22 protein-coding genes and 1 riboswitch are annotated in these 25006 nt (G+C 73.5%); of the genes, 6 read left to right on the forward strand and 16 right to left on the reverse strand.

The features are described 5' to 3' along the window. Window positions 1-18: 18 nt before the first annotated feature. Window positions 19-594, forward strand: coding sequence for a S1 RNA-binding domain-containing protein (locus ACFW9D_RS06225; protein ID WP_384618477.1), 576 nt, complete (start codon window positions 19-21; stop codon window positions 592-594). Here the strand turns inward: ACFW9D_RS06225 and ACFW9D_RS06230 are convergent. Together ACFW9D_RS06230 and ACFW9D_RS06235 are read right to left on the reverse strand one after the other, a co-directional pair. Then, window positions 579-1442, reverse strand: coding sequence for a hypothetical protein (locus tag ACFW9D_RS06230; RefSeq protein WP_384618480.1), 864 nt, complete (start codon window positions 1440-1442; stop codon window positions 579-581). The genes ACFW9D_RS06225 and ACFW9D_RS06230 overlap by 16 nt on opposite strands. 24 nt (window positions 1443-1466) lie before the next feature. After that, window positions 1467-2345: a LysR substrate-binding domain-containing protein gene (locus ACFW9D_RS06235; protein WP_384618483.1), complete on the reverse strand. Its 879-nt coding sequence runs from the start codon at window positions 2343-2345 to the stop codon at window positions 1467-1469. Between the two features lie 212 nt (window positions 2346-2557). Between ACFW9D_RS06235 and ACFW9D_RS06240 the strand changes: the two genes are divergently transcribed. From ACFW9D_RS06240 to ACFW9D_RS06255, 4 genes are all read left to right on the forward strand, one after another. Beyond that, window positions 2558-3739, forward strand: a complete 1182-nt coding sequence (locus ACFW9D_RS06240) for a mandelate racemase/muconate lactonizing enzyme family protein (RefSeq protein WP_384618485.1) — start codon at window positions 2558-2560, stop codon at window positions 3737-3739. 100 nt (window positions 3740-3839) lie between these two features. Further along, a complete protein-coding gene (gene kdgD, locus ACFW9D_RS06245; protein ID WP_384618488.1) occupies window positions 3840-4766 on the forward strand; it encodes a 5-dehydro-4-deoxyglucarate dehydratase in 927 nt (308 codons plus the stop codon). Between the two features lie 49 nt (window positions 4767-4815). Next, a complete protein-coding gene (locus ACFW9D_RS06250) occupies window positions 4816-6447 on the forward strand; it encodes an aldehyde dehydrogenase (NADP(+)) (RefSeq protein ID WP_384618491.1) in 1632 nt (543 codons plus the stop codon). Window positions 6448-6573: 126 nt separating this feature from the next. Then, entirely contained in the window at window positions 6574-8322 is a 1749-nt protein-coding gene (locus ACFW9D_RS06255; protein ID WP_384618494.1) for a serine/threonine-protein kinase, read from the forward strand. A 6-nt stretch (window positions 8323-8328) separates the two neighbouring features. Here the strand turns inward: ACFW9D_RS06255 and ACFW9D_RS06260 are convergent, their stop codons facing one another. From ACFW9D_RS06260 to lpdA, 4 genes are all read right to left on the reverse strand, one after another. Beyond that, window positions 8329-9444, reverse strand: coding sequence for an LCP family protein (locus ACFW9D_RS06260; RefSeq protein ID WP_384618497.1), 1116 nt, complete (start codon window positions 9442-9444; stop codon window positions 8329-8331). 74 nt (window positions 9445-9518) lie between these two features. Continuing rightward, on the reverse strand, window positions 9519-10031 hold the full coding sequence (locus tag ACFW9D_RS06265) for a transglycosylase SLT domain-containing protein (RefSeq protein WP_188335755.1): 513 nt from the start codon (window positions 10029-10031) through the stop codon (window positions 9519-9521). Between the two features lie 351 nt (window positions 10032-10382). Beyond that, window positions 10383-11780 carry a purine-cytosine permease family protein gene (locus ACFW9D_RS06270; RefSeq protein WP_384618500.1) on the reverse strand — a complete coding sequence of 466 codons (1398 nt, stop codon included), beginning with the start codon at window positions 11778-11780 and terminating at the stop codon, window positions 10383-10385. Further along, window positions 11772-11872: riboswitch (TPP riboswitch) on the reverse strand. Its footprint overlaps the gene before it by 9 nt. Before the next feature lie 96 nt (window positions 11873-11968). Then, a complete protein-coding gene (gene lpdA, locus ACFW9D_RS06275) occupies window positions 11969-13381 on the reverse strand; it encodes a dihydrolipoyl dehydrogenase (protein ID WP_384618553.1) in 1413 nt (470 codons plus the stop codon). Between the two features lie 176 nt (window positions 13382-13557). On the opposite strand from lpdA, the gene ACFW9D_RS06280 reads away from it, so the two are divergent. Then, window positions 13558-14460: an endonuclease/exonuclease/phosphatase family protein gene (locus ACFW9D_RS06280; RefSeq protein WP_384618502.1), complete on the forward strand. Its 903-nt coding sequence runs from the start codon at window positions 13558-13560 to the stop codon at window positions 14458-14460. Here the strand turns inward: ACFW9D_RS06280 and ACFW9D_RS06285 are convergent. The 10 genes from ACFW9D_RS06285 to ACFW9D_RS06330 form a co-directional block, all read right to left on the reverse strand. Further along, complete coding sequence (locus ACFW9D_RS06285; protein ID WP_384618504.1) at window positions 14425-15258, reverse strand: MaoC/PaaZ C-terminal domain-containing protein; 834 nt, start codon at window positions 15256-15258, stop codon at window positions 14425-14427. The genes ACFW9D_RS06280 and ACFW9D_RS06285 overlap by 36 nt on opposite strands. Further along, window positions 15255-16439, reverse strand: coding sequence for a lipid-transfer protein (locus tag ACFW9D_RS06290; RefSeq protein WP_384618507.1), 1185 nt, complete (start codon window positions 16437-16439; stop codon window positions 15255-15257). The genes ACFW9D_RS06285 and ACFW9D_RS06290 overlap by 4 nt, the downstream gene beginning before the upstream one ends. Next, window positions 16436-16876: a MaoC family dehydratase gene (locus ACFW9D_RS06295; RefSeq protein WP_384618510.1), complete on the reverse strand. Its 441-nt coding sequence runs from the start codon at window positions 16874-16876 to the stop codon at window positions 16436-16438. Before ACFW9D_RS06295 ends, ACFW9D_RS06290 begins: the two co-directional genes overlap by 4 nt. Then, window positions 16873-17973 carry an acyl-CoA dehydrogenase family protein gene (locus ACFW9D_RS06300; protein ID WP_384618513.1) on the reverse strand — a complete coding sequence of 367 codons (1101 nt, stop codon included), beginning with the start codon at window positions 17971-17973 and terminating at the stop codon, window positions 16873-16875. Before ACFW9D_RS06300 ends, ACFW9D_RS06295 begins: the two co-directional genes overlap by 4 nt. Next, window positions 17973-18935: a bifunctional MaoC family dehydratase N-terminal/OB-fold nucleic acid binding domain-containing protein gene (locus ACFW9D_RS06305; RefSeq protein WP_384618515.1), complete on the reverse strand. Its 963-nt coding sequence runs from the start codon at window positions 18933-18935 to the stop codon at window positions 17973-17975. Before ACFW9D_RS06305 ends, ACFW9D_RS06300 begins: the two co-directional genes overlap by 1 nt. After that, complete coding sequence (locus ACFW9D_RS06310) at window positions 18932-20098, reverse strand: acyl-CoA dehydrogenase family protein (RefSeq protein ID WP_384618554.1); 1167 nt, start codon at window positions 20096-20098, stop codon at window positions 18932-18934. The genes ACFW9D_RS06305 and ACFW9D_RS06310 overlap by 4 nt, the downstream gene beginning before the upstream one ends. A 29-nt stretch (window positions 20099-20127) precedes the next feature. After that, window positions 20128-21783 carry an AMP-binding protein gene (locus tag ACFW9D_RS06315; protein WP_384618519.1) on the reverse strand — a complete coding sequence of 552 codons (1656 nt, stop codon included), beginning with the start codon at window positions 21781-21783 and terminating at the stop codon, window positions 20128-20130. Between the two features lie 15 nt (window positions 21784-21798). Then, window positions 21799-22983 (reverse strand): acyl-CoA dehydrogenase family protein, encoded by a 1185-nt coding sequence (locus ACFW9D_RS06320; RefSeq protein WP_188335763.1) that lies wholly within the window; start codon window positions 22981-22983, stop codon window positions 21799-21801. Window positions 22984-23092: 109 nt separating this feature from the next. Next, window positions 23093-23959, reverse strand: a complete 867-nt coding sequence (locus ACFW9D_RS06325; RefSeq protein WP_188335764.1) for an alpha/beta fold hydrolase — start codon at window positions 23957-23959, stop codon at window positions 23093-23095. 81 nt (window positions 23960-24040) lie between these two features. After that, the gene (locus tag ACFW9D_RS06330) at window positions 24041-24865 is read right to left on the reverse strand and encodes an IclR family transcriptional regulator (protein WP_384618522.1); all 825 of its coding nucleotides are present in this window, start codon (window positions 24863-24865) and stop codon (window positions 24041-24043) included. Window positions 24866-25006: the final 141 nt, after the last annotated feature.

The following is a 25006-nucleotide window of genomic DNA, read 5'->3' on the forward strand; positions in this document are numbered from 1 at the left end:
CCGCGTTAGCGTCGGGGGATGAACACTCCCGATCCCTATGCCCGGCTGCGGGCCGAACTCGCCGGCCGGCGGCGGCCTGGGCCCGTGCGCGTGGTCGAGGTCGTCGGGTTCGACGGCGGTGACGTGATCGTGCGGGCGGGCGAGGACGGGGCGCCGGGGCGGATTCCCGCGGGTGAGGTCTCGATGCGGCCGGGCGGGAGCGCGCGGGAGGTCTTCGAGGCCGGGCAGCGGGTCGAGGCCGAGGAGTTCGGTGTCCGGGAGCAGGACGGGGCTCTTCTGCTGTCGGCCCGGGCGTGTGAGATTCCGGCCCTGCGGGCCTTTCTGGCCGGGCTGGAGCCCGGGCAGAGAGTCACGGGGACCGTGGCGAGTGTGCGGCCTTTCGGGGCGTTCGTGCATGTCGACGGGGAGCCCGAGGGCAGGTGCACGGGCTTGATCCGGATACCCGAGCTGTCCTCGTCGCCGGTCTCCCACCCCTGCGAGGTCGTCGAGGCGGGCCGGCGGATCACCGCCGAGGTGATCGTCGCCGAGCCCCGCACCGGGCAGGTCTCCCTGTCCCTGAAGGCTGTCGCCGGGGACGGTCAGGACGGGCCGTAGCCCGGGTATCCGTCCACGAAGGCCGCGTAGAGCAGGTAGACGGTCGCGAGTTCGACGAGGAGACCGAAGAGGACCAGGAAAACGGCCACGGCGACCGATCCGGCCTTCTGGCCGCCCGACTCGGGGATCCGTACGATGTGCGGCTTGTCCGGGTGGTAGGCGACCTCCACGGTCGCGCCGCCGCCCCGATGGTGCGCGGTCCGGCTCTCTCCGTGCAGATCCGTGTAGACGTACGTCTGGAACGTACCGCCCGCGATGCGCGACTGCCCGACCCGCCGGGCCTGGACCGTGATGCCCCGGCGCGGCAGGTACCACTGGAGGTAGAGGTCCTCGACGCCCATCCACGCGTAGGCCAGGCTCGCCGCGCCGACCGGCCCGACGAGCAGGGTCAGGAGCGCGACGATCGGCTGGCCGTGGATGCCGACGGCGAGCGCGAGGGCGAGGAAGACGGAGCCGGCCGAGGCGATGCCGATGCGCGTCCGGCGCCTGCTCCTGCGTCTTCGTTCCTCGTCCGGGGTCTCGGTCAGGGCCCGGACGACGACCAGTGCCGAGCCGTCGGCCGGCTCCGCTCCGGCATCGCGCTCGGGCAGGACCGCGGTGACCGCGTCGGCGAAGAGTACGGCGGCGGCCTCGCTCACGTCGTCCAGCCGGTGCACGGCCGGCGCCGCTCCCGCCGGTGCGGTGAGTTCGACGGCGACGGCGCGTCCTTCGGCGCGGATCCGCGCGATGACCGGGAGCGGGATCCGCGCCTCCTCGCCGGAACGGCTCAGGAGGAGTGCCCCGTCCTCGTAACGGAGCGTGGATCCACCGGAGTTGTGCAGAACGGGTATGGGTGAGGTGAGTGACATGTGCGTGATCGTAGGGCCGCGCGCTCAGAGGAGGCGCAGCAGGGCGGCGAGCGCCGGGTTGTCGTTGTCCTTGCGCCACACGAGGTCCAGCTCGACCGGGCGGGGATCGTCGGGCAGGTCCAGCGGCCGGTAGGCGACCCCGGCGTAGCGCATGCTCGTGGCCGCCTCGGGGACGAGCGCCACGCCCCAGCCGGAGTTGACGAGGGCCAGCATGCTGTGGACCTGGCTGAGGTACTGGACGAAGACGGGGCGCACGCCCGCCGTGTGGAACGTGGTGAGCAGCAGCTCGTGGAAGTAGCGGGCCTCGACGGAGGAGTACATGAGGAAGTCCTGGCCCTGGAACGCGGCCAGTTCGAGCGGTCCGTCGCCGGACGCGAGCGGGTGGTCCGCGGGCAGCGCGGCGACGAGTCCTTCGCGGACGGCGGTGCGGGAGGTCAGGTCGGAGCCGATCGCGGACGGCCGGATGAGCCCGAGGTCGAGGGTGCCCTCGCTGAGCGCCTCCAACTGGTCGCGGGTGACGAGCTCGTGGAGCAGGATCTCGACGTCGGGCAGCGCGCCGCGCGAGGTGGCGAGCAGTTCCCCGAGGGCGGAGTAGGCGCCGCCGGCGGTGAACCCGACGGCGATCGAACCGGTCTCGCCCGAGGAGACCTGCCGTACGGCAAGGGCCGCGTGCTCGGCCTGGCGGACGATGCGGCGGGCCTCGCCGAGGAAGGACCGGCCGGCCGGGGTGAGGCGCACGGTCCGGTTCGTCCGGTCCAGGAGGCGTACGCCGAGCTCGTGCTCCAGGAGCTGGATCTGCCGGCTCAGCGGCGGCTGGGTCATGCGCAGGCGCTCGGCGGCCCGGGTGAAGTGCAGTTCTTCCGCCACGGCCATGAAGCACGTCAGCTGGGTCAGGGTGAACAAGCGCGTACTCCCTCGTCGGCCTGTCGGCGGTTCCGGCCTTGACTCTGCCATGCGGAGCCGTCGATTCCGTCATGCTGTTCTTGGATCGTGACATCCAAAACTTATGTTGGACGTAAATCAATGGCGGGCCCTAGCGTCGAAGGCGTCGGCCCCGGCGGTGCCCCCCGCCCGCCCCGGTCCGATCCCCCTTCCCGCCTACCCAGGGACACGATGTGGCGACCACGACGAACACGACACCCGGCACCTTCCGGACCGCGGGCGAGGCCACGTTGGACCGGGTCGCCTGGCTGCGCCTGTCCTCGGTCACGCTGCCGCTGGCGACGCCGATCAGCGACGCGAAGGTGTTCACCGGCCGGCAGCGGCCGATGACCGAGGTGGCCTTCCTGTTCGTCGAGATCGCGACCGAACAGGGCCACGAGGGCGTCGGGTTCAGCTACTCCAAGCGGGCCGGCGGCCCCGGCCAGTTCGCCCACGCCAAGGAGATCGCCGACCAGCTCATCGGCGAGGACCCCAGCGACATCGGCCGGATCTGGACCAAGCTCGTCTGGGCCGGCGCCTCGGTCGGGCGCAGCGGTCTCGCCACGCAGGCGGTCGCCGCGTTCGACATCGCCCTGTGGGATCTGAAGGCGAAGCGGGCCGGACTGCCGCTCGCCAAACTCCTGGGCGCCCACCGCGACTCGGTGCGCTGCTACAACACCTCCGGAGGCTTCCTGCACGCGCCCACCGAGGAGGTCCTCGACAACGCCACCGCCTCCCTCGCGAACGGCATCGGCGGCATCAAGATCAAGGTCGGTCACCCGGACGGGAAGTACGACCTCGCGCGCCTGACCGCGCTGCGCGAGCACGTCGGCGACGACGTGCCGCTCATGGTCGACGCCAACCAGCAGTGGGACCGCCCGACGGCGCAGCGGATGGGCCGCGCCCTGGAGGAGTTCGGCCTCGTCTGGATCGAGGAGCCGCTCGACGCCTACGACGCGAAGGGTCACGCGGCGCTCGCCGCCTCCCTGGACACGCCCGTCGCCACCGGCGAGATGCTGGCGAGCGTCGCCGAGCACGTGGAGCTGATCCGGCACGACGCCGCCGACGTCATCCAGCCCGACGCGCCCCGGATCGGCGGCATCACCCAGTTCCTCAAGCTGGCCGCGCTCGCCGAGCACCACCAGCTGCAGCTCGCCCCGCACTTCGCGATGGAGATCCACCTCCACCTCGCGGCCGCCTACCCGATCGAGCCGTGGGTCGAGCACTTCGACTGGCTGGAGCCGCTGTTCGACGAGCGGATCGAGATCCGCGACGGCCGCATGCACGTGTCGTCCCGCCCCGGACTCGGCTTCACCCTCAGCGACCAGGCCCGCGCCTGGACCGTCGCCGAGCACGAGGCCGGCCGCCGCCCCTGAGCACCCGCGCCGCTTCCTCCAACTCCCCAGCCAGCCACCCGACTTCCGCGCCCCAGCCACGCCCCGCCCGCCCCGCCCCAGCCACCAGGAGCAGCACCCCATGACGCGCTACACCCCGGCAGAACTCGGCCGCCGCATCGGCTCCGGACTGCTGTCGTTCCCCGTGACGCACTTCGCCGCCGACCTGTCGTTCGACGAGGACGCCTACCGCGAGAACATCGCCCGCCTGGGCAAGTACGACGCCGCGGGGCTCTTCGCGGCGGGCGGCACCGGCGAGTTCTTCTCGCTGACGCCCGCCGAGGTGGACCGGGTCGTCACGGCCGCCGTGCGGAGCGCGCCCGAGGGCACGCCGATCCTCGCCCCGGCCGGCTACGGGACGGCCACCGCCGTCGAGTTGGCGGCCGCCGCGGAGCGGGCCGGCGCCGACGGCATCCTGCTCTTCCCGCCCTACCTCACCGAGGCCGGACAGGAAGGCCTGGCCCGGCACGTCGAGGCGGTCTGCCGCGCCACGTCCCTCGGCGTGATCGTCTACAGCCGCGCCAACGCCGTCTACGCGGCCGAGACCGTCGCCCGCCTCGCGGACAGCTGCCCGAACCTCATCGGTTACAAGGACGGCGTCGGCGACATCGACACCGTCACCCGCATCCACGCCCGGCTCGGCGACCGCCTCACCTACATCGGCGGTCTGCCCACCGCCGAGACCTTCGCGCTGCCCTACCTCCAGCTCGGGGTGACCACGTACTCGTCGGCGATCTTCAACTTCCTGCCGGAGTTCGCCCTCGACTTCTACGCGGCCGTCCGTGAACTGCGGCAGGCCGACGTCACCCGCATGCTCGCCGAGTTCGTGCTCCCCTACACCGAGATCCGCAACCGGCAGGCCGGCTACGCGGTCAGCATCGTCAAGGCCGGCATGACCGCCACCGGTCACCCCGCGGGCCCGGTCCGCGCCCCGCTCACCGATCTGACCCCGCAGGAGCTCGACGAGCTGACGGCCCTGATCGCCCGGGTCCGCCCCATCACGGCCTGACGCCGGCCGACGCCCCTCCCCCGCAGATCCCCACCACCGAGGAATCCCCATGAACCCCGCGTCCCCGCCCTCTCAGCCCGTTCCCCCGCCGGCCGCCGAGCTGACCGGCGCGATGTTCATCGGCGGCCGGCGCGTCACCGGTACGGGCCCCGAGGTTCGCGCGCACGACGCCCGCACCGGCGCACCGCTCGAACCCGCCTACCCGGGCGGCACCCAGGAGGACGTCGCCGCGGCCTGCGCGGCCGCGGAGGACGCCTTCGACCCGTACCGCGCCCTCCACCCCGCGGACCGGGCCCGCTTCCTGGAGACGGTCGCCGACAACCTGACCGCGCTGGGGGACACCCTCGTCGCCCGCGCCCACCAGGAGACCGGCCTGCCGGTGGCCCGGCTGACCGGTGAAGTGGCCCGCACGGCAGACCAGTTGAGGATGCTCGCCCACGTTCTCACCGAAGGGAGCTGGATGGGCGCGCGCATCGACCCGGCGCAACCCGGCCGCACCCCGCAGCCGCGCCCCGACATCCGTCAGCGGCAGATCCCGCTCGGCCCCGTCGCGGTCTTCGGCGCGAGCAACTTCCCGCTCGCGTTCTCGGTGCTCGGCGGGGACACCGCCTCCGCGCTGGCCGCCGGCTGCCCCGTCGTCGTCAAGGCCCACGACGCCCACCTCGGCACGGGTGAACTCGCCGCGCAGGCGGTCCGCGCCGCCGTCGTCGCGCACGGCCTGCCGGACGGCGTCTTCTCCCTCCTCGTCGGCGACGGCCCCACCCTGGGCGCGCAGTTGGTCACCGATCCGCGCATCCAGGCCGTGGCGTTCACCGGCTCCCGCGCCGTCGGACTCGCGCTCGCCCGCACGGCCGCGGCCCGCCCGCGGCCCGTCCCGGTGTACGCCGAGATGAGCAGCGTCAACCCGGTCGTCCTGATGCCGGGCGCGCTCGCGGAACGGGCCGCGCCGCTCGCCGAGGAGTTCGTGGCGTCGCTGACGCTCGGCGCGGGACAGTTCTGCACCAACCCCGGGCTGCTGCTCGCCGTGGACGGCCCCGGCCTGGAGACGTTCCTCGACGTGGCGTGCCGCGCCGTCACGGCGGACGCGGGCGCCACGATGCTCACCGAGCGCATCGCGCGGGCCTACCGGACCGAGGCGGACACGGTGGCCTCCCACCCCGGGGTCGAGGTCGTCGCCCGCGGCGCGCTGCCCGACTCCGCGAGCCCCGGGCAGGCCACCCTCATGACCGTCGCGGCGAAGGACGTGCTCGCCGATCCCGCGCTGCAGCGCGAGATGTTCGGCGCCGCGGCTCTCGTCGTGCGGTGCGCGGACCTGACGGAGCTCACCGAGACCGTGCGCCGGATGGAGGGCCAGCTCACCGCGACCCTGCACATGGCGCCGTCCGACACCGAGGACGCCCGCGCCCTGCTCCCGCTGCTGGAGCGCCAGGCCGGCCGGGTCCTCGCCGGCGGCTGGCCGACCGGTGTCGAGGTCGGCCACGCCATGGTCCACGGCGGCCCCTACCCGGCCACGACCGACCCCCGCACCACGTCCGTCGGCTCCCGCGCCCTCGAACGCTTCCTGCGGCCCGTCGCCTACCAGAACCTGCCGCACGACCTGCTGCCCGCCGCGCTGCGCGACGACAACCCGTACGGAGTCCCGAGGCGCGTCGACGGGGACATCGAGCTCCCCCGTCCGTGAGCCCGTACGGGCCACATCACCTCTCGGCGCCGCCCTGAGCACGGTCCGCTCACCGGGACGGCGACCCGCTGTCACCGACGGTCGCTAGGCTGCAACCCGGCACACCGACGGAGACTGTGACGGGGTATGAGCGAGTACACGGGGGAGGCGGGCGACGGGCGGCTGGTCGCCGGCCGGTATCGCGTCGTCGGACGGCTCGGCCGCGGCGGCATGGGCACGGTCTGGCGGGCGGTCGACGAGACGCTGCGCCGCGAGGTCGCGGTCAAGGAGCTCAGGTCGTTCAGCGACGCGGACGCGCAGGATCTCGCCGAGCAGCGGCTGCGGATGCAGCGGGAGGCGCGGGCCGCCGCCCGGGTGCGGCATCCCGGTGTGGTCTCCGTGTACGACGTGACCGAGCACGAGGGCCGTCCGGTCATCGTGATGGAGCTGGTCGACGGGCCCTCGCTCGACGGACTGCTGCGTGAGCACGGTGCGTTGGAGCCCGCGGAGGCGGCCCGGATCGGCGCCGAGGTGATGGACGCGCTGGCGGCGGCGCACTCCGTCGGCGTCCTGCACCGGGACGTGAAGCCTGGCAACATCCTGCTGGAGCGCACCGGCCGGGTCGTCCTCACCGACTTCGGCATCGCGGCCATGGACGAGCCCGACGACGGCGCCGCGACGCGGCTCACCCGCAGCGGTGAGGTGATCGGCTCGCTCGACTATCTGGCGCCCGAGCGGGCGCGGGGCGGCGAGCCGGGCCCGGAGGCGGACGTGTGGGCGCTGGGCGCGACGCTGTACGCGGCCGTCGAAGGGGTGTCCCCGTTCCGGCGGACCTCGACCTGGTCGACGATAACGGCGATCGTGTCGGACCCGCTGCCGCCGCCGCGTCGGGCCGGGGCGCTCCTGACGCCCGCGCTCGCCGAACTGCTGGAGAAGGATCCGCTGCTGCGCGCCGACGCGGTCCGCGCGGCCCAGGTGCTGCACGCCGTGGCCGCGGGTCAGCCGCTGCCGCCGGGGTCACCGGACACGGTGCGGCTGGGCCGTGCGGCGCCGGTGGCGCCCGCGCCCGCGCCCGCGCCCGCAGGACAGTTCGGGCCGCCGCAAGGGCCGCGGACCGCGCCGTCGGCGCCCGTTGCGGCCCCGCACGGCTCCGAGGCGGACACCGAGCGGCGGAAGGCGGGAGGGCGGCGCAGGGCCGCCGTCGCCGGGGCCGTCGCCGCGGTGCTGCTCGCCGGGGCCGGTGCGACGTACCTCGTCACCAGCCGGGACGACGGGGGCGGGGGCGGGCGCGGCACGGAGGCGGCGGACTCCGCGCGGCCGGGCGCGCGGCACAGCGCGGGCGACGACGCGGGCTCCTCGGAGTTCCCGGCGGGCGACGACGGGGACGCGAAGGGGGACGGCAAGAAGGGCGGGGGCGACAAGAAGGAGGGCGGCGCGAGCGGGGCGCCCTCCGCGGACGCCTCCGGCCCGGCGGCCTCCCGGAGCGCTTCGCCCACGGCGTCCGCGCCGGCCGGCGACAAGGGCTCGGGCGGAGACCCCTCCGACGACGGCGCATCCAGCGGATCCGGTGGATCGGGTGGCACGGACGGCGGCTCCGGCGGTGGTTCGGACGGGCCGTCCTGCGGCAGCGTCGGCGGCGGCAAGGTGAACTGCGAGGTGTGGCGCTCCGCCACGTCCTACGACTCCGGTCACCGGGCGGTCGGCACCCTCAACCAGGGCACCAACTACTTCTACTGCCAGGCGAAGCTGCCGTACCGGGAGACGTACGGGCAGTGGACGAACGTCTGGTGGGCGAAGACCGACGACGACTCGGGGAACGCGAACGTGTACGTGAGCGCCGTGTACCTCAAGGGCGGCGAGAACGACGAGCCGGTGCCGGGCCTCCCGGTCTGCTGAACTGCCCTAGGCCTCGGACGACATCGGGGAGGCGCCGCGGTCGCCGACCGAGTCGCGGGTCACGGACTCGGGGACGGGCCGGTCGTGGCGCAGCGCGTTCCACACCCGCTCGTCGGCCTTGCGCAGCGGCAGCACGCGGCCCGCGTCCTGCGGGTCGTAGGTGACGGGCAGCGTGAGCATGTGGGTGCGCTCGGGGCTGATGCCCTTCAGTTCCTGGGCGAGGCCGAGGAGCTTCTTGGCGGAGGCCAGTTCGGAGTCGGCGCTCAGGGACTTGGTCGCGGTGTCCATCAGGGCGTACGACTTGGCGGGGTGGCTGAGCGGGTCGAGGGTGTCGGCGCGCTGGATGAGCGCCTTGACGAAGGCCTGCTGGAGCTGGATGCGGCCGAGGTCGCTGCCGTCCCCGACGCCGTGCCGGGTGCGGACCAGTTCGAGGGCCTGCTCGCCCTTGAGGCGGTGCTTGCCCGCGTTCAGGGTGAGGCCGCTGTAGGGGTCGTCGATGGCCTTGCGGGTGTTGACGTCCACGCCGCCGAGTTCGTCGATGAGCTTCTGGAAGCCCTTGAAGTCGACTTCGAGGTAGTGGTCCATGCGGACGCCCGACAGGTGCTCGACCGTCTTGACGGTGCATGCCGGGCCGCCGACCTGGTACGACGAGTTGAACATGGTGGCGTGGGCGGCCGGGGCGCTGCCGCCGTCGGTGGTCCGGCACTCGGGCCGGTCGACCAGGGTGTCGCGCGGGATGCTGACGACGGAGGCCTTCTTGTGGCTCTTGTCGACGTGCAGGACCATCGCCGTGTCGGCGCGGGCGCCGGCGATGCCGTTCCCGTAGTGACCGTGCGTGCCGGCCCGGGAGTCGGAGCCGAGCAGCAGGATGTTCATGGCGCCGTCGTGCCGCGCCTGCGGACGGTCCTTGCCCAGGGCGGCGTTCACGTCGGTGCCCTTGATGTTGCCGTCGAGGTGCTGCCAGGCGTAGGCGACGCCGGTGCCGCCGGCGACGACGACGGCCGCGGCGCCCCAGGCCACCCAGCGCAGGCGCCTCCCGCGCCGCCGGTGCCGGGAGCCCCCGGTGCTCGGGGGCCCGTACTCGGGGGCCGGGTGGGGATGGTCTGCGCTACTGCCGTGCATGTGGTGCTCCTCGCCGCCCTGACGGACGGCCCGCGTCGTCGTCCCGGGTCGTGCCTCGCCCCCGTGCCGTCGGCTCAGTACGCGCCGAAGACGTTGTCGATCGAGCCGTAGCGGTCGGCGGCGTAGTTCGCGGCGGCCGTGATGTTGGCGACCGGGTCGGTCAGGGAGTAGGCGGTGCCCTCGACGTGGTAGGCGTCGAAGGTCGGCTGGATCACCTGGAGCAGACCGATGGACGGGGTGCCGTTCTGGGCGTTGATGTCCCAGTTGTTCTGGGCCAGCGGGTTGCCGGAGGACTCGCGCATGATGTTGCGGTAGAGGCCGTCGTACGAACCGGGGATGCCCTTGGCGGCCATGATGTCGAGCGACTCGCGGATCCAGCCGTCGAGGTTGTTCGCGTAGCCCTTGGCGGCGACCAGGGACGCCGTCGTCACCGAGGCGGGGGCCGCGGCGGGCTCGGCGGCCTGCGCGGTGGTGGGGACCAGGGTGAGCGCGGCGGCCACGGCGCCGGCACCGGCGATTCCGGCGACGGAGAAGCGGGGAAGGCGAGCGGTGCGGGCGGCGCCGGTCCGGGTGCGCTTGAGCTTCATGCGGGGGAACTCCCTGGTGCGTCGTGAGGCTCCGGCGGAGGATCCACCGGTCTGCCGTCCCGGCTGCTGCCTGGAACGACGCACAGCTTTAGGGGCGGTCCACACAGGACGCAAAGGTGTGACGTACTACCCGACTACGCAGTAAACGGACGTCTCGGCGAGGCGGAGCACGCCGTGGCCACGGCGTGCGGCTACTACCCGGGCCCGTAGATGACCCAGGTCACATGGCGCGGCTCACACAGGCGTGTCCAATCCGCCCTTTTCCTCCCCGCGTCATGCGGCGCCAGCCCCCTGACCTGCGCAATTTCAGGATTTGTCCCGCTTTCAGCAGGCATGGCCGGACGGGGTGGATCAAGCCTGGGCGCGCCCGCGGAGACGGACCGGGACATAGAGGACAAGAGCGACTACGAAGGCCACGTAGTAGCCGAGGTCGGCGCCGTGCAGGGCTTCGGCGACGGGCCCCACGTAGAGGGCGGTGTCCATGAACGGCACGGTGGCGGCGAAGGACCCGGCGAACGCGATCAGGGCGGGCAGCACCGGCTGCGGCCGGCTCTCCTCCGCCGCGAGGTCCACGGGCGCCCCGCGGCGGGCGCGGTGGCGGGCCAGCCAGTCGACGAGGACGACGGCGACGAAGCCGGGGATCCAGTAGCCGACGAACAGCAGGACGTTCTGGAAGCGGGCCGCGGTGTCGGCCGCGTGCATCCACAGCACGAGCGGGAAGCCGAGGAGCGCGGCGAGCGCCGCGCCGAGCGGGCGGGGCAGGCGGACGCCGACGACCTGGAGGGCGAGCGAGCCGCTGTAGTCGTTCATGGCGTTGCTGCACAGCGCGGCGAGCGCGACGGCGAGCAGTCCCAGCGAGCCGACGACTCCTCCGCCGAGGAGGGTGTCGACGCCCTGGGCGGTCTGGTCGGTGAAGACGGAGGCGCCCCACAGGCCGAGCGCCTCGACCGCGGTGAAGGAGACGGTGATGCCCGCGAGGGTGCACCAGAACATGCGGGACGGGGACGTGGTGCGCGGCAAGTAGCGGCTGAAGTCGCTCGCGTACGGGGCCCAGGACACGGACAGGCTGAGCGCGATCGTGGTGGTGAGGACGAACGCGCCGATCCGGTCGGCGCCCTGCGCGGCGCCGTGGGACGCGGGGGTCACGCCCGCGTCCGCGAGGCGCAGGGCCAGGGCGCAGAAGGCGACCGCGAGGACGGCCGTCATCCACTTCTGCAGGCGGTGGATCGCCTCGTAGCCGAACGCGCCGAGCAGGCCCTGCGCGCCCATCATGACGAGGGCCCCGAGCCAGAACGGCCAGCCGCACAGCCGGGCGAGCGCGTCGCCGCCGAACAGGCCGATGAGCGCGTCCCACGCGATGGACGACAGCCACTGGAGCGCGCCGGGGACCACGACACCGCGGCCGAACGCGAGGCGGGCGAGCGGCAGTTGTCCGGCGCCGGTGCGGCTGCCCCAGGTGCCGAGGTAGGCGGTGGGGACCGCGCCGAGGACCGTACCGAGGACGACGGCGGCCAGCGCCGTCGCGAAGTCGAGGCCGAGGGCGATGCCGACGGTGCCGGTGAAGACGCCGCTCATCGTCAGGTTCGGCGCGAACCAGACGGTGAAGAGGCGTCCGGCGCCGCCGTAGCGGTGCTCCTCGGGGACGGGGGCGATGCCGCGCGCCTCGGGGCGCCAGTCCCCCGGCGCGGTAGGCATCCGCCCGTCGAAGGCGGTGCTCCGGGGCTCGCTCGAGACATGCGGTATCGACATCGCTGACATCCCTCCGCCAGTGCTAACTGGTTCAGGTTCTACGGGTGTGATCTCAGCTCCTCGCATGTGCGGGAGCACCCCGTGTCGGGCAGTACGGGAGCGAACACTAGCCGTTCGCCGGGCGTGGGACGAAGCCGCCCCCGGCTCCGTCCCACACTCCGGTCAGCAGTCCTGACGTCGGGGGCGCGTCACATGTTGATCATGTGGCCCGCGAGTCCGTGCACCGCCTCCTTCACCGCCTCGCCGAGGGTCGGGTGCGCGTGCACGTTGCGGGCGACCTCGTGGACGGTGAGGTCCCACTGCTGGGCCAGCGTCAGTTCCGGCAGCAGCTCGGTGACGTCGGGGCCGATCAGGTGCCCGCCGATGAGCTCGCCGTGCGTGGCGTCGCTGATGAGCTTCACGAAGCCGTTGGTGTCGCCGAGGCCGTGCGCCTTGCCGTTCGCCATGAAGGGAAACTTGGCGACCTTCACGTCGTAGCCGAGGTCGCGGGCCTGCGCCTCCGTGTAGCCGAAGCTCGCGATCTGCGGCTGGCAGTAGGTGGCCCGCGGGATCATCGCGTAGTCGAGCTCCATCGTCTCGGCGCCGGCGAGGGTCTCGGCGGCGATGACGCCCATCGCCTCGGCGGTGTGCGCGAGCATCAGCTTGGCGGTGACGTCGCCGATGGCGTAGATGTGCGGCACGGACGTGCGGCAGAAGCCGTCGACCTGGATCGCGCCGCGCTCGGTGTGCGCGACGCCGGTGCCCTCCAGACCGTAGCCCGTGACGTTGGGCGCGAAGCCGATCGCCTGGAGGACCTTGTCCGCGGTGAGGACCTGCTGGGCGCCGTCCTTGCCGGTGACGGTGACGCGGACGTCGGGACCGGACTCGTCGATGGACTCGACCCGGGTCGAGGTCAGCACGTCGATGCCCAGCTTGCGGTACTGGCGGGCCAGTTCGGCCGACACCTCGGCGTCCTCGAGGGGCGCCATCCGGTCGAGGAACTCGACGATCGTGACCTTCACGCCGTACTGGTGCAGCACGTACGCGAACTCGATGCCGATGGCGCCCGCGCCCGCGATGACGATCGAGCGGGGCAGGTCGTCGGCGAGGATCTGCTCCTCGAAGGTGACGACGCGTTCGCTGCGCCGGGTGCCGGGCAGCAGCCGGGGCGTGGCGCCGGTGGCGATGATGCAGTTCTCGAAACCGATGGTGCGGGTCGTGCCGTCGGACCCGGCGACCTGGAGGGTGTGCGCGTCGAGGAAAGTGCCGCGGCCGTCGAACTCCGTGATCTTGTTCTTCTTCATCAGGTAGTGGACGCCCTTGACGCGGCCGTCGGCGACCTTGCGGCTGCGGGTGAAGGCCTCGCCGTAGTCGAAGGTGACCTGGCCGTCGACCTTGATGCCGAAGGTCTTCGCCTCGTGGTTGAAGATGTGGGCCAGTTCCGCGTTGCGCAGCAGGGCCTTGGTGGGGATGCAGCCCACGTTCAGACAGACGCCGCCCCAGTACTTCTCCTCGACGACCGCGACCCGCTTGCCGAGCTGGGCCGCCCGGACCGCGGCCACGTATCCGCCGGGTCCCGCTCCCAGTACGACCACGTCGAACCGCTCGTCCTGCTCCACCATGACCATGTCCTCTTTCATAGCTTCGTCCGTCGCGGGGATCGCCCGCCGTGTCGGATTCTGCCGCTCCGCCGGGTCGGCCACCACCGCGATCAGGCGCATACCCTCGACAGCGTCAGACATCACAGTCGGCGGACACGACAGTCGTCACCGTCGCCGGACATCGCAGGGGAGGCGAAGTGTCCCGGTCCCTCGGACGCGGGCGGCCGCTCGCGGTCGTGCTGTGCGTGCTCGCCCTGCTGCTGCTCGGTCCGAGCGCGCCCGGCGGGACGCTCGTCGCCCGGCCCGCGCTGCCGCCGGGCGCGCCGACGGCCGTCGTCGAGGGCCGGGTCATGACGTGGAACCTGTGCAATCCCTGCGGCGGCCCCGAACTCGCCGTCGGCCGGGCCACGCACATCGCCGCGTACGCGCCGCAGGTCATCGGCTTCCAGGAGGCGTGCGCGCGGGACGTCGAGCGGATCCGCGCCCATCTGGAGCGCCTGTACGGGCTGCGCTACCACGTGGCGTACGGGCCGGTGCTGCGCAACTGGGGGCGCTGCGGCGGGCTGCCGTGGCGGGCGGGCGGCTTCGGGCAGGCGATCCTGTCGGCTCAGCCGATGACGCGGCGCGGGAGCGTGGAGTACCCGGACGGCGGCTCCGAGGACCGCGGCTATCTGGCCGTCACCACCGAGGTGGGCGGCCGGCGGGTCCGCGTCTTCGACACGCATCTCGCCCAGCGCAGCCAGGCTCCGGTCCGGGCGGGCCAGGTCCGTTTCCTCGCGGCGGCCGTCTCGCGGTACGCGCACGCGATCGTGCTCGGCGACTTCAACGCCGTGCCCGGCTCGTCCGAGCTGCGCCCCATGTGGAAGGTGGCCCGGAACGCCGCGCCCGAGTGCGGCCCCTCCCCCACGACGGACTGTGCCACCACGACGGACTGGCACAGCACCTTCGACTACGTCTTCCTGCGCGGGATCGCGGCGCGCGGGCACGGGGTCCATCCGAGCCGCTACTCGGACCACGATGCCGTCCACGCCGACCTCGGGCCGGTTCCGCGGACGCCGCCCGGCTCAGCCCGCGGTGCGGAAGGCGACCCGGCCTCCTGACAGGGCCGCGCTCCCCCGCTCCGCGTCGGCCGCGGTGAACGTCAGGGCGCGCGGGCCGTCCGTCCGGCACTCCGCGATCAGCCGGTCGCCGGGGAACACCGGCGCCGAGAAGCGGGCCTCCAGGGTCTCCAGGTCGGCGGGGTGGGCGCCCAGGGTGCGGGCGAGCGGCAGCGTCGTCGCGGCGAGCGTGCACAGGCCGTGCAGGAACGGGCGGGGCATGCCGGCGGCGCGGGCGGCCTCCGGGTCGATGTGCATGGCGTGCCGGTCGCCCAGCAGGCGGTAGAGCGCGGCCTGTTCGGCGTGCGTGGGCACGGTGACGCGGTGGTCGGGCGCGGTGCCGGACGGGCGCGGCGCGGAGGGGCCGCGCTCGCCGCCGAAGCCTCCGCGCCCCGGGGCGAACAGGGACCAGGTCGCCACGAAGAACTCGCTCTCCACCTCGACCTCGTAGACGGCGGCGGCGCCCTTGTCCCACACCTCCGACACCCGTGCCGACATGGTGAGTTCGCCGCTGCGCGGCAGGGGGCGGCGCACGGTGAGGCGCTGCGCCCCGTGGACGGCGGTGGTCACGTCGAACGCGCCCGCCGAGCCGAGGGCGTCCGGCGCCCACTGGGCGAGGGTGAGCGCGAAGGTGGGAAGGACCCGCAGCCGGTCCTCGTGGACGAGGTCGAGCTCGTCGGCGCGGGCGCCGACGGCGAGCGCGTAGAGGATCGCGTCGCGTTCGGCGTAGGCGACGGTACGGGTGCCGAGGGCGTGGCCGCGCCAGTCGGCGCCGGTCAGTTCGGACACGGGTGCGTTCATCGGTCGACTCCCAGGACGAGACCGCTGGTGGGGACGCCGGTGCCGGCCGTGACGAGCACATGGCCGACGCCGTCGGGTTGGTTGCAGGAGGTGCCGCGCACGAGGCGGACCCCCTCGGCGATGCCGTTCATGCCGTGCAGATAGGCCTCGCCGAGCTGGCCGCCGTGCGTGTTGACGGGCAGCCGGCCGCCGAGTTCGAGATGGCCGTCGGCGATGAAGTCCTTCGCCTCGCCGGTGCCGCAGAAGCCGAGCTCCTCCAGTTGCGGCAGGACCAGCGGGGTGAAGTGGTCGTAGAGGATCGCGGCGTCGACGTCGTCGGGGCGCAGCGCGCTCTGTGCGTACAACTGCCTTGCGACCAGGCCCATTTCGGGGATGCCGCTGATCTCGGGGCGGTAGTAGCTGGTCATCATGTGCTGGTCGTCGCCGAGGCCCTGCGCGGCGGCGCGGATCACGGCCGGGGGGTGCGGCAGGTCGCGGGCGCGTTCGGCGGAGACGATGACGAGGGCCTGGCCGCCGTCGGTCTCCTGGCAGCAGTCGAGCAGGCGCAGCGGTTCGGCGATCCAGCGGGAGGCCTGGTGGTCGGCGAGCGTGATGGGCCGCTCGTAGTACCAGGCGGCGGGGTTGGTCGCGGCGTGCTTGCGGTCGACGACGGCGACGCGGCCGAAGTCCTCGCTGGTGGCCCCGTACTCGTGCAGGTAGCGGCGGGCGAACAGGGCGACCCACTGGGCGGGCGTGTTGAGCCCGAAGGGGGTCATCCACGCGTACGCGGCACGGTCGGCGCTGGTGTCCATGACGCGGTCGGCCTGGCCGAGCCCGTACCGCTCGCCGGAGCGCTCGTTGAACGCCCGGTAGCAGACGACGACTTCGGCGGCGCCGGTGGCGACGGCCATGGCGGCCTGCTGCACGGTGCCGCAGCCGGCGCCGCCGCCGTAGCCGATGCGTGAGAAGAAGGTGACCTCGCCCATGCCGGTGTTGCGGGCGACGTGGATCTCGGAGTTGGTCTCGGCGGTGAAGGTGACGAGGCCGTCGACGTCGGCGGGGGTGAGTCCGGCGTCGGCGAGCGCGGCGAGCACCGCCTCGCAGGCGAGCCGGAGTTCGCTGCGTCCGGAGGCCTTGGAGAACTCGGTGGCGCCGATCCCGGCGATCGCCGCGCGGCCCGACAGCGGGCTCGCGCCGGTCACCGCGGGGCTCCGGCCGGGAGGGACAGGGCGATGGTGCCGGTGACGTGGGCGCCGAGGCTGTTGGTGCCGCGCACCGCGATCTCCACGCGCCGGTCCGCGTCCGACTTGGTGACGACGGTTCCGGTCAGCACCATCGTGTCGCCGGGGTGGTTGGGGGCGCCGAGGCGGATGCGGAGAGCGCGGACGACGGCGCCCGGTCCGGCCCAGCCGGTTGCGTACCGGTCGACGAGACCGTTCGTGGTGAGGATGTTCATGAAGATGTCCTTCGAACCGCGCGCGCGGGCGAGTTCGGGGTCGTGGTGCACGTCCTGGTAGTCGCGGCTCGCCAGCGCGGTCGCGACGATCAGGCTCCGGGTGACGGGGATCTCCAGCGGCGGCAGTGCCTCGCCGACCGTCACGTCGTCGTACGTCCGGGTGGGGGCGGCCGGGGCGGTCACGCGGGCACCTCCTGCCCGGCGAGGAGGTCGCCGAGCCGGGCGAGGCCCGCGCCGGGACCGCCGAGGGTGGTGGAGAGCTGCCGGCCCCACAGGAAGTGCCGGTGGACCGGGTAGTCGGTGTCGACGCCGAGGCCGCCGTGCACGTGCTGGACCCGGTGCACGACGTTCGCGCCGCCGTCCCCGGCCCACCACTTGGCGACGAGCACGGCCTGCTCGGCGCCTTCCCCGTCCGCGAGCGCGGTGACCGCCTGCCACAGGGTCACGCGCATCGCCTCGATGTCGATGAGGCAGTCGGCGAGCTGGTGCCGGACGGCCTGGAACGTGGCCAGGGGGCGGCCGAACTGCTCGCGCGCCGCGAGGTAGGTGGCGGCGTGCGCCAACGCGCCCTGTGCGACGCCGAGTTGGAGTGCGGCGAGCGCGACGGACGCCTGGTCCACGAGCCGCTCCACGACGCCGTCGCCGGGTGTTCCGACGGCCCGGGCGCGGGCGCCGGCGAGGTCGAGGTGGGCGCTCAGGTCGTGGGTGGTGGTCTCGGCGGGCGTCCAGGTCAGGCCGGGCGCGTCGGCGGCGAGCAGGAACAGGCCCGGTCCGGCGTCGGTGGCGGCGCTCACCAGGACGTGCCCGGCGCCGGCCGGTGACGGGACGACGGCCTTGGACCCGTCGAGCCGCCAGCCGTCCTCGTCGGGGCGGGCCGTCGTCGTCCGGGGGTCGCGCGGGTCGGCGGGCCCGAACTCCTCCAGGGCCAGCGTGACTCGGGCGCTGCCGTCGGCGAGGGAGGACAGCGGCGGACAGCCGCCGTGGGCGGCCAGGGTCAGGGCGCCGAGGACGACGGGCCACAGCGGGACGGGCGCGACGCGGCGGCCCTGCTCCTCCAGGAGCACGCAGAGCGCGGGCAGGCCGAGGCCCGCGCCGCCGGCCGCCTCGGGCAGCGGGGCGGCGAGCAGGCCGGACGCCGCGAGGGTCCGCCAGAGCTCCTCGTCGGTGCGGGTGCCGGAGGTCTCGACGGCGCGCAGCCGGTCCGGGGTCGCCCGGTCGTCGAAGATCTCACGGGCGAGATCCCGCAGGGCTTCGAGTTCTTCTCCCAGGGAGAAATCCATCAGCGGGCCTCCGTCGTGGCGGGCCGGAACACCGGCAGGGACAGGTCGGGGTCGGCGTCGAGCCAGTCGAGGACGACGGGCAGGTCGATCTCGACGTCCTCGGGGGCGATGCCGGTGAGGTTGGTGATCAGCCGGGTTCCCTCGTCGAGTTCGACGAGGGCGACGACCAGCGGGTACTGGAACGCCGGGTGCCGCGGGTGGTGGTTGACGGTGAAGCTGTGGACGCGGCCGCGGCCCGAGGCCTGCACGGTGTCCCAGTCCAGGGAGCCGCAGTGCGGGCAGCACGGGCCGGGCGGATGCCGCAGCACCTTGCAGTCGGCGCAGCGCTGGACGAGCAGCCGGTGGTCCTTGGCTGCCTCGAACCAGAAGGCGTTGTCGCGGTTGACCGCCGGACGCGGGCGCAGGGCGCGGGGCGGGCGGGCCGTGCCGGGGGCGGCGGGGCGGAAGCGCAGGGTGCGCCAGCGCTGGGTGGCGACGACCTCGCCGTGCCCGTCGCGGTACGTCTTGAGGGTCGTGACGAAGCGGCCCGCGCCGAGGCCGGTCCGCTTCTCCTCGGAGATCGACTCGACGACCTCGGCGACGGACACCTCGTCACCGGGCACGAGTTCGCGGACGAACTCCAGCTCGGAGTCGGTCGCCACGACGGAGGTGTAGCCGCCCTCGTCGAGCAGGTCGACGAGCGCGTCGGCCCCGCTGCGCCCGGGTCGCGGCGCGACCGTCGCCGTGTACCCGCGCATCGTCCAGGCCTGCACCATCGAGGCGGGGGCGACGACGCCGTCCCGGCCGGTGGCGCGGGCGGCTGCCGCGTCGGTGTAGACGGGGTTGGTGTCGCCCATGGCCTCGGCCCAGTGCCGGATCATCGGCTGGTTCACGGGGTCCTGACCGGGCGCGGGATCGCTGAGGACGCGTCCGGTGAAGGCCTGGAGGCGGGCCTCGTACGCGCTGTCCGGCTCGGTGCTCATGCGGTGCGCCTCTCGCGGGGCAGGCCGAGGCCCTGGCCGGCGGCCATGTCGCGCAGGACCTCGTTGACGCCGCCGCCGAAGGTGTTGACGATGCTCTGCCGGGACAGCTGCTCGACCTGCCCGGCGAGCACGGCGCCCGGTGACTCGGGGCGGATCCGTCCGGCCGCGCCGAGGATCTGGCTCAGGGACCGCTGGACGTCGATGTGGGTCTCGGTGCCGTACGCCTTGGCGAGGCCCGCGTCGGCGCCGGTGAGGGCGCCGCGCGAGACGGCGTCGGTCATCTTCCAGTTCATCAGGCGCATCGCTTCGAGACGGGCGTGCGTGCGGGCGAACTCCTGGCGGACCCAAGGCAGTTCGGCCGTGCCGTTGCCCTTGGCCCAGTCGAGGACCTGCTGCCACAGCTGGAGGGTGCGGCCGCCGAGCGCGGCGAGGCCGATGCGTTCGTGGTTGAGCTGGGCGGTCATCAGGCGCCAGCCGTCGTGCACCTCTCCGACGACGGAGTCCGCCGGGACGCGGACGCCGCTGTAGTAGGTGGCGGTGACGGTCATGCCGCCGACGGTCCGGATCGGGCTCCAGGAGAAGCCTTCGGCGTCGGTGGGCACGATGAGCACCGAGATGCCCTTGTGCTTGGGGGCGTCGGGGTCGGTGCGGGCGGCGAGCCAGATGTGGTCGGCGGTGTTGGCGCCGCTGGTGAAGATCTTGGCGCCGTCCACGACGAAGCCGTCGCCGTCGCGGACGGCCCGGGTGGTGAGGGAGGCGAGGTCGGTGCCCGCGCCGGGCTCGGTGTAGCCGATGGCGAAGACGGTCTCGCCGGCGAGGATCCCGGGCAGGAACCGCTTCTTCTGCTCCTCGGTGCCGTACTCCATGAGCGTCGGGCCGACGGTGTTCACGGTGACGAACGGGAAGGGCAGCCCGGCCCGCTGGACCTCGTCGAAGAACACGTACTGGTCCTCGGCGGAGCGGCCCTGGCCGCCGTACTCGACGGGCCAGCCGATGCCGAGCCAGCCGTCGGCGCCGAGCCGGGCCACGACCTCGCGGAACCGGCCGCCGCCCACTCCCTCCTCGCCGGCCCTGCGCCGCTCGTCCTCGGGCAGCAGGGCCGCGAAGTACGCCCGCAGTTCCCGGCGCAGTGCGCGCTGTGCGGCGCTCTCGCGCAGGTCCATCTCGTTCTCCACTCGCGTGTCGGTTCTCGTCAGGGCAGGAAGCGGGCGCGGCCGTTGGCCAGGAACTCCTCGCGCAGCGCCGCCTTGTCCGCGTCCGTCATGAGCGCGTACGCGGGTGCGCCGCGGCCCGTCCAGCGGTAGACGGGGTCGGCGGTGCGCCAGCCCTCGGACTGCATCTCCTTCTTGCGGAGCTTGTTGGACCCGGTGGCGGGCAGGGCGTGCGAGACGCGGACGTAGCGCGGCACGCCCTTGGTGCCGAGGTCCTCCTGTCCGGCGAGGAAATCGGGCAGCTTCAGCGCTGCGAAGCCGGTGCCCTCGGGAATCTCGATCGCGGCCATGACCTGGTCGCCGCTGCGCGGGTCGGGGACGCCGAAGACGCCCGCGGCGAGTACGTCGGGGTGGCGGCGCAGGACGCGCTCGGTGAGGAGCGCGGAGGTGTTCTCCCCGTCGACGCGGATCCAGTCGCCGGAGCGTCCGGCGAAGTAGAAGTAGCCGGCCTCGTCGACGTAGCCGAGGTCACCGGTCCAGTACCAGCCGTCGTGGACGCGTTCGGCGTTGGCGGCGGGGTTCTTGTAGTAGCCCTCGAAGCGGGCGGCGCCCTCGGTGTCGACGATCTCGCCGATGGCCTCCTCGGGGTTGCGGACCCGGCCGTGGGCGTCGAGCAGGGCGGGCGGGCACACGGCGCGGGTCTCCGGGTCGACGATCCGCACGCCGTCGCGCGCGGGCACGCCGAGCGCGCTCGCCGGCCCTCCGGGCGCCTGCTTCAGCATGCCGGCGCCCTCGCTGGACCCGTAGCCCTCGACGAGCCGGCAGCCGAAGCGGCTCAGGAACGCCGCCTTGTCCTCGGGAGACGCCTCGGTGCCGAAGGCGTGGGTGAGGGGGTTGTCGGCGTCGTCGCCGCGGGCGGGCTGCCCGAGGACGTAGGCGATCGCCTTGCCGACGTACGTGAAGAAGGTGGCGCCGAAGTGCCGTACGTCGGGCAGGAATCCGGACGCGGAGAACTTCGGGGTGAGGGCGACGGCGGCGCCCGCGGCGAGGGCCGGCGCCCACAGGGCCATCAGCGCGTTGCCGTGGAAGAGCGGCATCGGGCAGTAGCAGATGTCGTCGCGGGTCACTTCGTACTTGGCGGAGTTGGCGTGGCCGAGGCCGGCGAGGCGGCCCTGCGAGCAGATCGCCGCCTTGGAGGCGCCGGTGGTGCCGGACGTGAACAGGAGCAGCATCCGGGTCGTCGCGTCGACGGCCGGGTCGCGGGCGGGCTCGGCCGCGAGGGCGGCGACCCGGTCCGCGTACGCCGGGTCGTCGACGAGGACGAAGCGCTCGGGCGGTACGCCGACGTCGAGCCCGTCGAGCAGCGCGCGCCCGGCGCGGTCCGTCACGATGAGCCGGCAGTCGGTGTGCCGGACCTCCTGTTCGAGGTAACTGCCGCGCCGGGTCGGGTTGATGCCGACCACGGCGGCGCCGGCGAGGGCGGCGCCGCCGAGCCAGAAGAGGTACTCCGGCACGTTGTCGAGCAGGACGCCGATGTGGAAGGGCCCTTCGGCGCGCAGGGTCCGGGCGAGCGCGGCGCGGGCCGCGCTCTCCCGGACGACCTCGTCCCAGGTCCAGGTCCGCTCGCGGGTGAGCAGTCCGGGCCGGGTGTCGCCGGTGCGGGCGAGCAGCAGGTCGGCGATGGTGTCGTGGGTCACCTCTCGGTCCCCGGTTCAGATCATCGAGCGCATCGGGCCCTGCGGGGGCTCGACGCCGATGTCGGTCAGCGCGGCGGCGTGGTAGACGGAGCCGGGCACGTGGATGGCGTGCGTCAGGCCGACGTGGGCGTCGCGCCAGAACCGCTGGAGGGGGTTGTCGTTGCGCATCGCGTTGCCGCCGGAGCGGGCCACGATCTCGTCGACGGCGCGCACGGCCCGCCAGGCGGCGCTGGTCTGGATCCGGCGTCCGGCGGCGCGCCGGGCGAAGTCGACGGTCTCGCCCGCCTCGACCATGTCGTACACGCGGCAGACATTGTCGAGCAGCGCCGAGCGGGACGCGGCGATCTCGGCGGCGGCCTCGCTGACCGCGTAGAGGACGTACGGGTCGTCGCGGACGGCGGTGCCGGTGATCTGCACGCGGTCGCGCTGGTAGGCGAGGTGGTGGGCGAGGGCGCCCTCGCAGATGCCGATGACGGAGGCGGTGATGCCGAGCGGGAACGCGGCCGAGAACGGCAGGTGGTACATCGGGTTGGTCAGGCCGCGCTCCTTGGCGAGCCGGCCGTCGATGACGTCCTGGAAGTCGATGACGCGGTACTCGGGGACGAAGGCGTCGCGGACGACGATGTCCTTGCTGCCGGTGCCGCGCAGGCCGACGACGTCCCAGGAGTCGGCGACGATCTCGTAGTCCGCGCGGGGCAGGATGGCGTGCATGGCCCGCGGCGGCTGGAGCATGGCGCCGTCCTCGTCGGCGAGGAAGGCGCCGAGGAAGATCCAGTCGCAGTGGTCGGTGCCGGACGAGAACTGCCAGTGCCCGTTGAAGACGTAGCCGCCGTCGACCGGCCGCAGCAGGCCCATCGGCGCGTACGGGGAGGCGATCCAGGTGTCGGGGTCGGTGCCCCACACCTCGTCCTGCACCTTGGGGTCGGCCATGGCCATCTCCCAGGGGTGCACGCCGACGACACCGGAGACCCAGCCGGTCGCACCGTCGCAGGAGGCGATCTTCATGATCGTCTCCGCGAACTCGCGGGGGTGCAGCTCGAGTCCGCCGTGCGTCTTCGGCTGGAGCATGCGGATGGCGCCGGTCTCGCGCAGGGCCTTGGCGGCCTGGTCGTCGAGGCGGCCGAGCGTTTCGTTGGCGGGACCGAGCGCGCTGATCTCCTCGGCGCGCTCGACGACGGCGTCCAGAACCGGATTGGGCATGGCGGATCACTACTTCCTTGCGAAAGGCGGGTGAAGGGGGGAGAGAAGGGCGCGGGGCGCCGCCGGCGGCCGGGCGGGACGGCCCGCGTTCAGGCCGTGCCAGCCACGGTCAGGCCGTGTCCTTGCGGGTCAGGAAGGCGAGGACCGCGCTCTCCCAGGCGGCCTTCTGCTCGATCATCACCCAGTGCCCGCAGTCGGGGAACACGTGGAGTTCGGCGTCCGGGATGGTGCGCATCGGCACGATCGACATGTCGACCGGGCTGACCCGGTCGTCCCGGCCCCAGGTGATGAGGGTCTTCGCCTTCAGGCGGTGGAGCACGGCCCAGTACGGGGGTTCGTCGGAGGCCGCGGCGGCGGCCGCCATGGCGGCGAACGCGGCGCTGCCGTACATGGAGCGGGCGGTGGCGAGCGCGTCGGGCGCGACGGCCAGCTGCCAGCGTTCCTCGACGAGTTCCTCGGTGACGAGGCTCTGGTCGAACACCATCGAGCGCAGCCAGCGGATCAGGCCCTCGCGGGTGGGGTCGTCGGTGAACTCGCTGAGCAGCCGGATGCCCTCGCCGGGGCCCGGGCTGTACAGGTTGCGGCCGATGCCGCCGATGGTGACCAGGCGGCGGACGCGGTCGGGGTGCTTCAGGGCGAACTGGGTGCCGACGATGCCGCCCATGGAGTTCCCGACGAGGTCGACCTGCTGGAGGCCCAGCGCGTCGAGGAACCGCTCCAGGGCCGCGGGCGCGGTCACCATGGGGTGGCCCTCGACCGGGTCGCTGACCCCGAAGCCGGGCAGCTCCAGGACCAGACAGCGGAAGTGCTCGGCGAACGCGGCGAGGTTGCCCCGGTAGTTGCGCCAGCCGGTGACACCGGGGCCCGATCCGTGCAGGAGGACGAGCGGCGGCCCGTCCCCGGCCTCGTGGTAGCGCAACACTCCTTGTTCGGTGACGAGTTCACGCAAGGTGGACTCGTGGGTCAGCTCCGTCATGTGCCTCGCCTCCGCCGGTTCCTTCGGTCGACAGCGCGAACGGTGCCAGGGGCGGGGGCCCAGCGGTCGGGGCCGTCCCGATCAGCGGGACAGGGCGTCCGGCCGGCCGGGATTCGCGGCCCGCTCGGGGCCCGGGTACAGGTCGCAGGAGACCTGCCGGGCGGCGTCGAGGACGAGCGGGGCGACGCGGTCGAGCGGGGCCCGGACCTCGCCCGCGAGGGAGATCGCCGCCACCGGTCCCGCGGGGCCCTGCACGGGCGCCGCGACGCACGCGATGCCGGGGAAGTAGGCGCCGTACTCGAAGGCGATGCCCTGGCGGCGCCGGATCCGGTTCAGCTCCTGGTGCAGCTTCGGCGGGACGGCGACGGAGCGGGCGGGCGGACGTTCGCGGACGGAGTCGAGGCGGGCCTCGGCCTCCTCGGGTTCGAGGCCGGCGAGCATGGCCTTGCCGAGCGCGGTCGCGTGGGCGGGCACCCGGCCGCCGACCCAGGAGGGCACGTTCGCGGCGAACGGGCCGCCGGCCTTGTCGAGGTAGTGCACCTCCGCCTCGTCGAGCACGGCGAGGTGGACGACGAGTCCGGTGCGGATCTGCAGTTCGTGCAGGCGGCCGGCGGCGGCCGAGCGGATGTCGGCGTGGGCGCCGTCGCCGCCGAGCCCGAGGGCGCGGCGGCCGAGGCCGTAGCCGGAGCGGGTGTGATCGAGCCAGCGGAGCCGGACGAGCTGTTCGAGGATCCGGTGGGCGGTGGAGCGGGGCAGGCTGGTGCGGCGTGCCACGTCCTCCAGGGTCAGCCGGGTCGTCCGGTCGGTGAACGCGTCCATGATCAGCGTCATGCGCTCGACCATCGACGGCGGCAGCTCCCGGCGGGCGGGCGCCTGCGCCACGGGCTCGGCGTCGACAACCGTCATGAGGCCCTCCATGCGGAAAGTGCGGGGTGCGGGGTGGCGGAACGCCGGCCTGAAACGGCGTCCGTTTTCCGAGTTCTAGCAGCAGGCCAGGACCGCAGGAAGGTGCCCGCAACGCGCTTTCCCACTCAGCGGGACAGGGGC

The sequence above is a fragment of the Streptomyces sp. NPDC059524 genome (assembly GCF_042749255.1).
Classification (GTDB): Bacteria; Actinomycetota; Actinomycetes; order Streptomycetales; family Streptomycetaceae; genus Streptomyces; species Streptomyces xanthii.

Excerpts from the sequence above, each read along its gene's own strand:
- ACFW9D_RS06225 (WP_384618477.1), top strand. The coding sequence starts at position 19 with ATGAACACTCCCGATCCCTATGCCCGGCTGCGGGCCGAACTCGCCGGC.
- ACFW9D_RS06230 (WP_384618480.1), bottom strand. The coding sequence starts at position 1,442 with ATGTCACTCACCTCACCCATACCCGTTCTGCACAACTCCGGTGGATCC.
- kdgD (WP_384618488.1), top strand. The coding sequence starts at position 3,840 with ATGACGCGCTACACCCCGGCAGAACTCGGCCGCCGCATCGGCTCCGGA.
- ACFW9D_RS06250 (WP_384618491.1), top strand. The coding sequence starts at position 4,816 with ATGAACCCCGCGTCCCCGCCCTCTCAGCCCGTTCCCCCGCCGGCCGCC.
- ACFW9D_RS06255 (WP_384618494.1), top strand. The coding sequence starts at position 6,574 with ATGAGCGAGTACACGGGGGAGGCGGGCGACGGGCGGCTGGTCGCCGGC.
- ACFW9D_RS06260 (WP_384618497.1), bottom strand. The coding sequence starts at position 9,444 with ATGCACGGCAGTAGCGCAGACCATCCCCACCCGGCCCCCGAGTACGGG.
- ACFW9D_RS06265 (WP_188335755.1), bottom strand. The coding sequence starts at position 10,031 with ATGAAGCTCAAGCGCACCCGGACCGGCGCCGCCCGCACCGCTCGCCTT.
- ACFW9D_RS06270 (WP_384618500.1), bottom strand. The coding sequence starts at position 11,780 with ATGTCGATACCGCATGTCTCGAGCGAGCCCCGGAGCACCGCCTTCGAC.
- lpdA (WP_384618553.1), bottom strand. The coding sequence starts at position 13,381 with ATGGTGGAGCAGGACGAGCGGTTCGACGTGGTCGTACTGGGAGCGGGA.
- ACFW9D_RS06285 (WP_384618504.1), bottom strand. The coding sequence starts at position 15,258 with ATGAACGCACCCGTGTCCGAACTGACCGGCGCCGACTGGCGCGGCCAC.
- ACFW9D_RS06300 (WP_384618513.1), bottom strand. The coding sequence starts at position 17,973 with ATGGATTTCTCCCTGGGAGAAGAACTCGAAGCCCTGCGGGATCTCGCC.
- ACFW9D_RS06305 (WP_384618515.1), bottom strand. The coding sequence starts at position 18,935 with ATGAGCACCGAGCCGGACAGCGCGTACGAGGCCCGCCTCCAGGCCTTC.
- ACFW9D_RS06310 (WP_384618554.1), bottom strand. The coding sequence starts at position 20,098 with ATGGACCTGCGCGAGAGCGCCGCACAGCGCGCACTGCGCCGGGAACTG.
- ACFW9D_RS06320 (WP_188335763.1), bottom strand. The coding sequence starts at position 22,983 with ATGCCCAATCCGGTTCTGGACGCCGTCGTCGAGCGCGCCGAGGAGATC.
- ACFW9D_RS06325 (WP_188335764.1), bottom strand. The coding sequence starts at position 23,959 with ATGACGGAGCTGACCCACGAGTCCACCTTGCGTGAACTCGTCACCGAA.
- ACFW9D_RS06330 (WP_384618522.1), bottom strand. The coding sequence starts at position 24,865 with ATGACGGTTGTCGACGCCGAGCCCGTGGCGCAGGCGCCCGCCCGCCGG.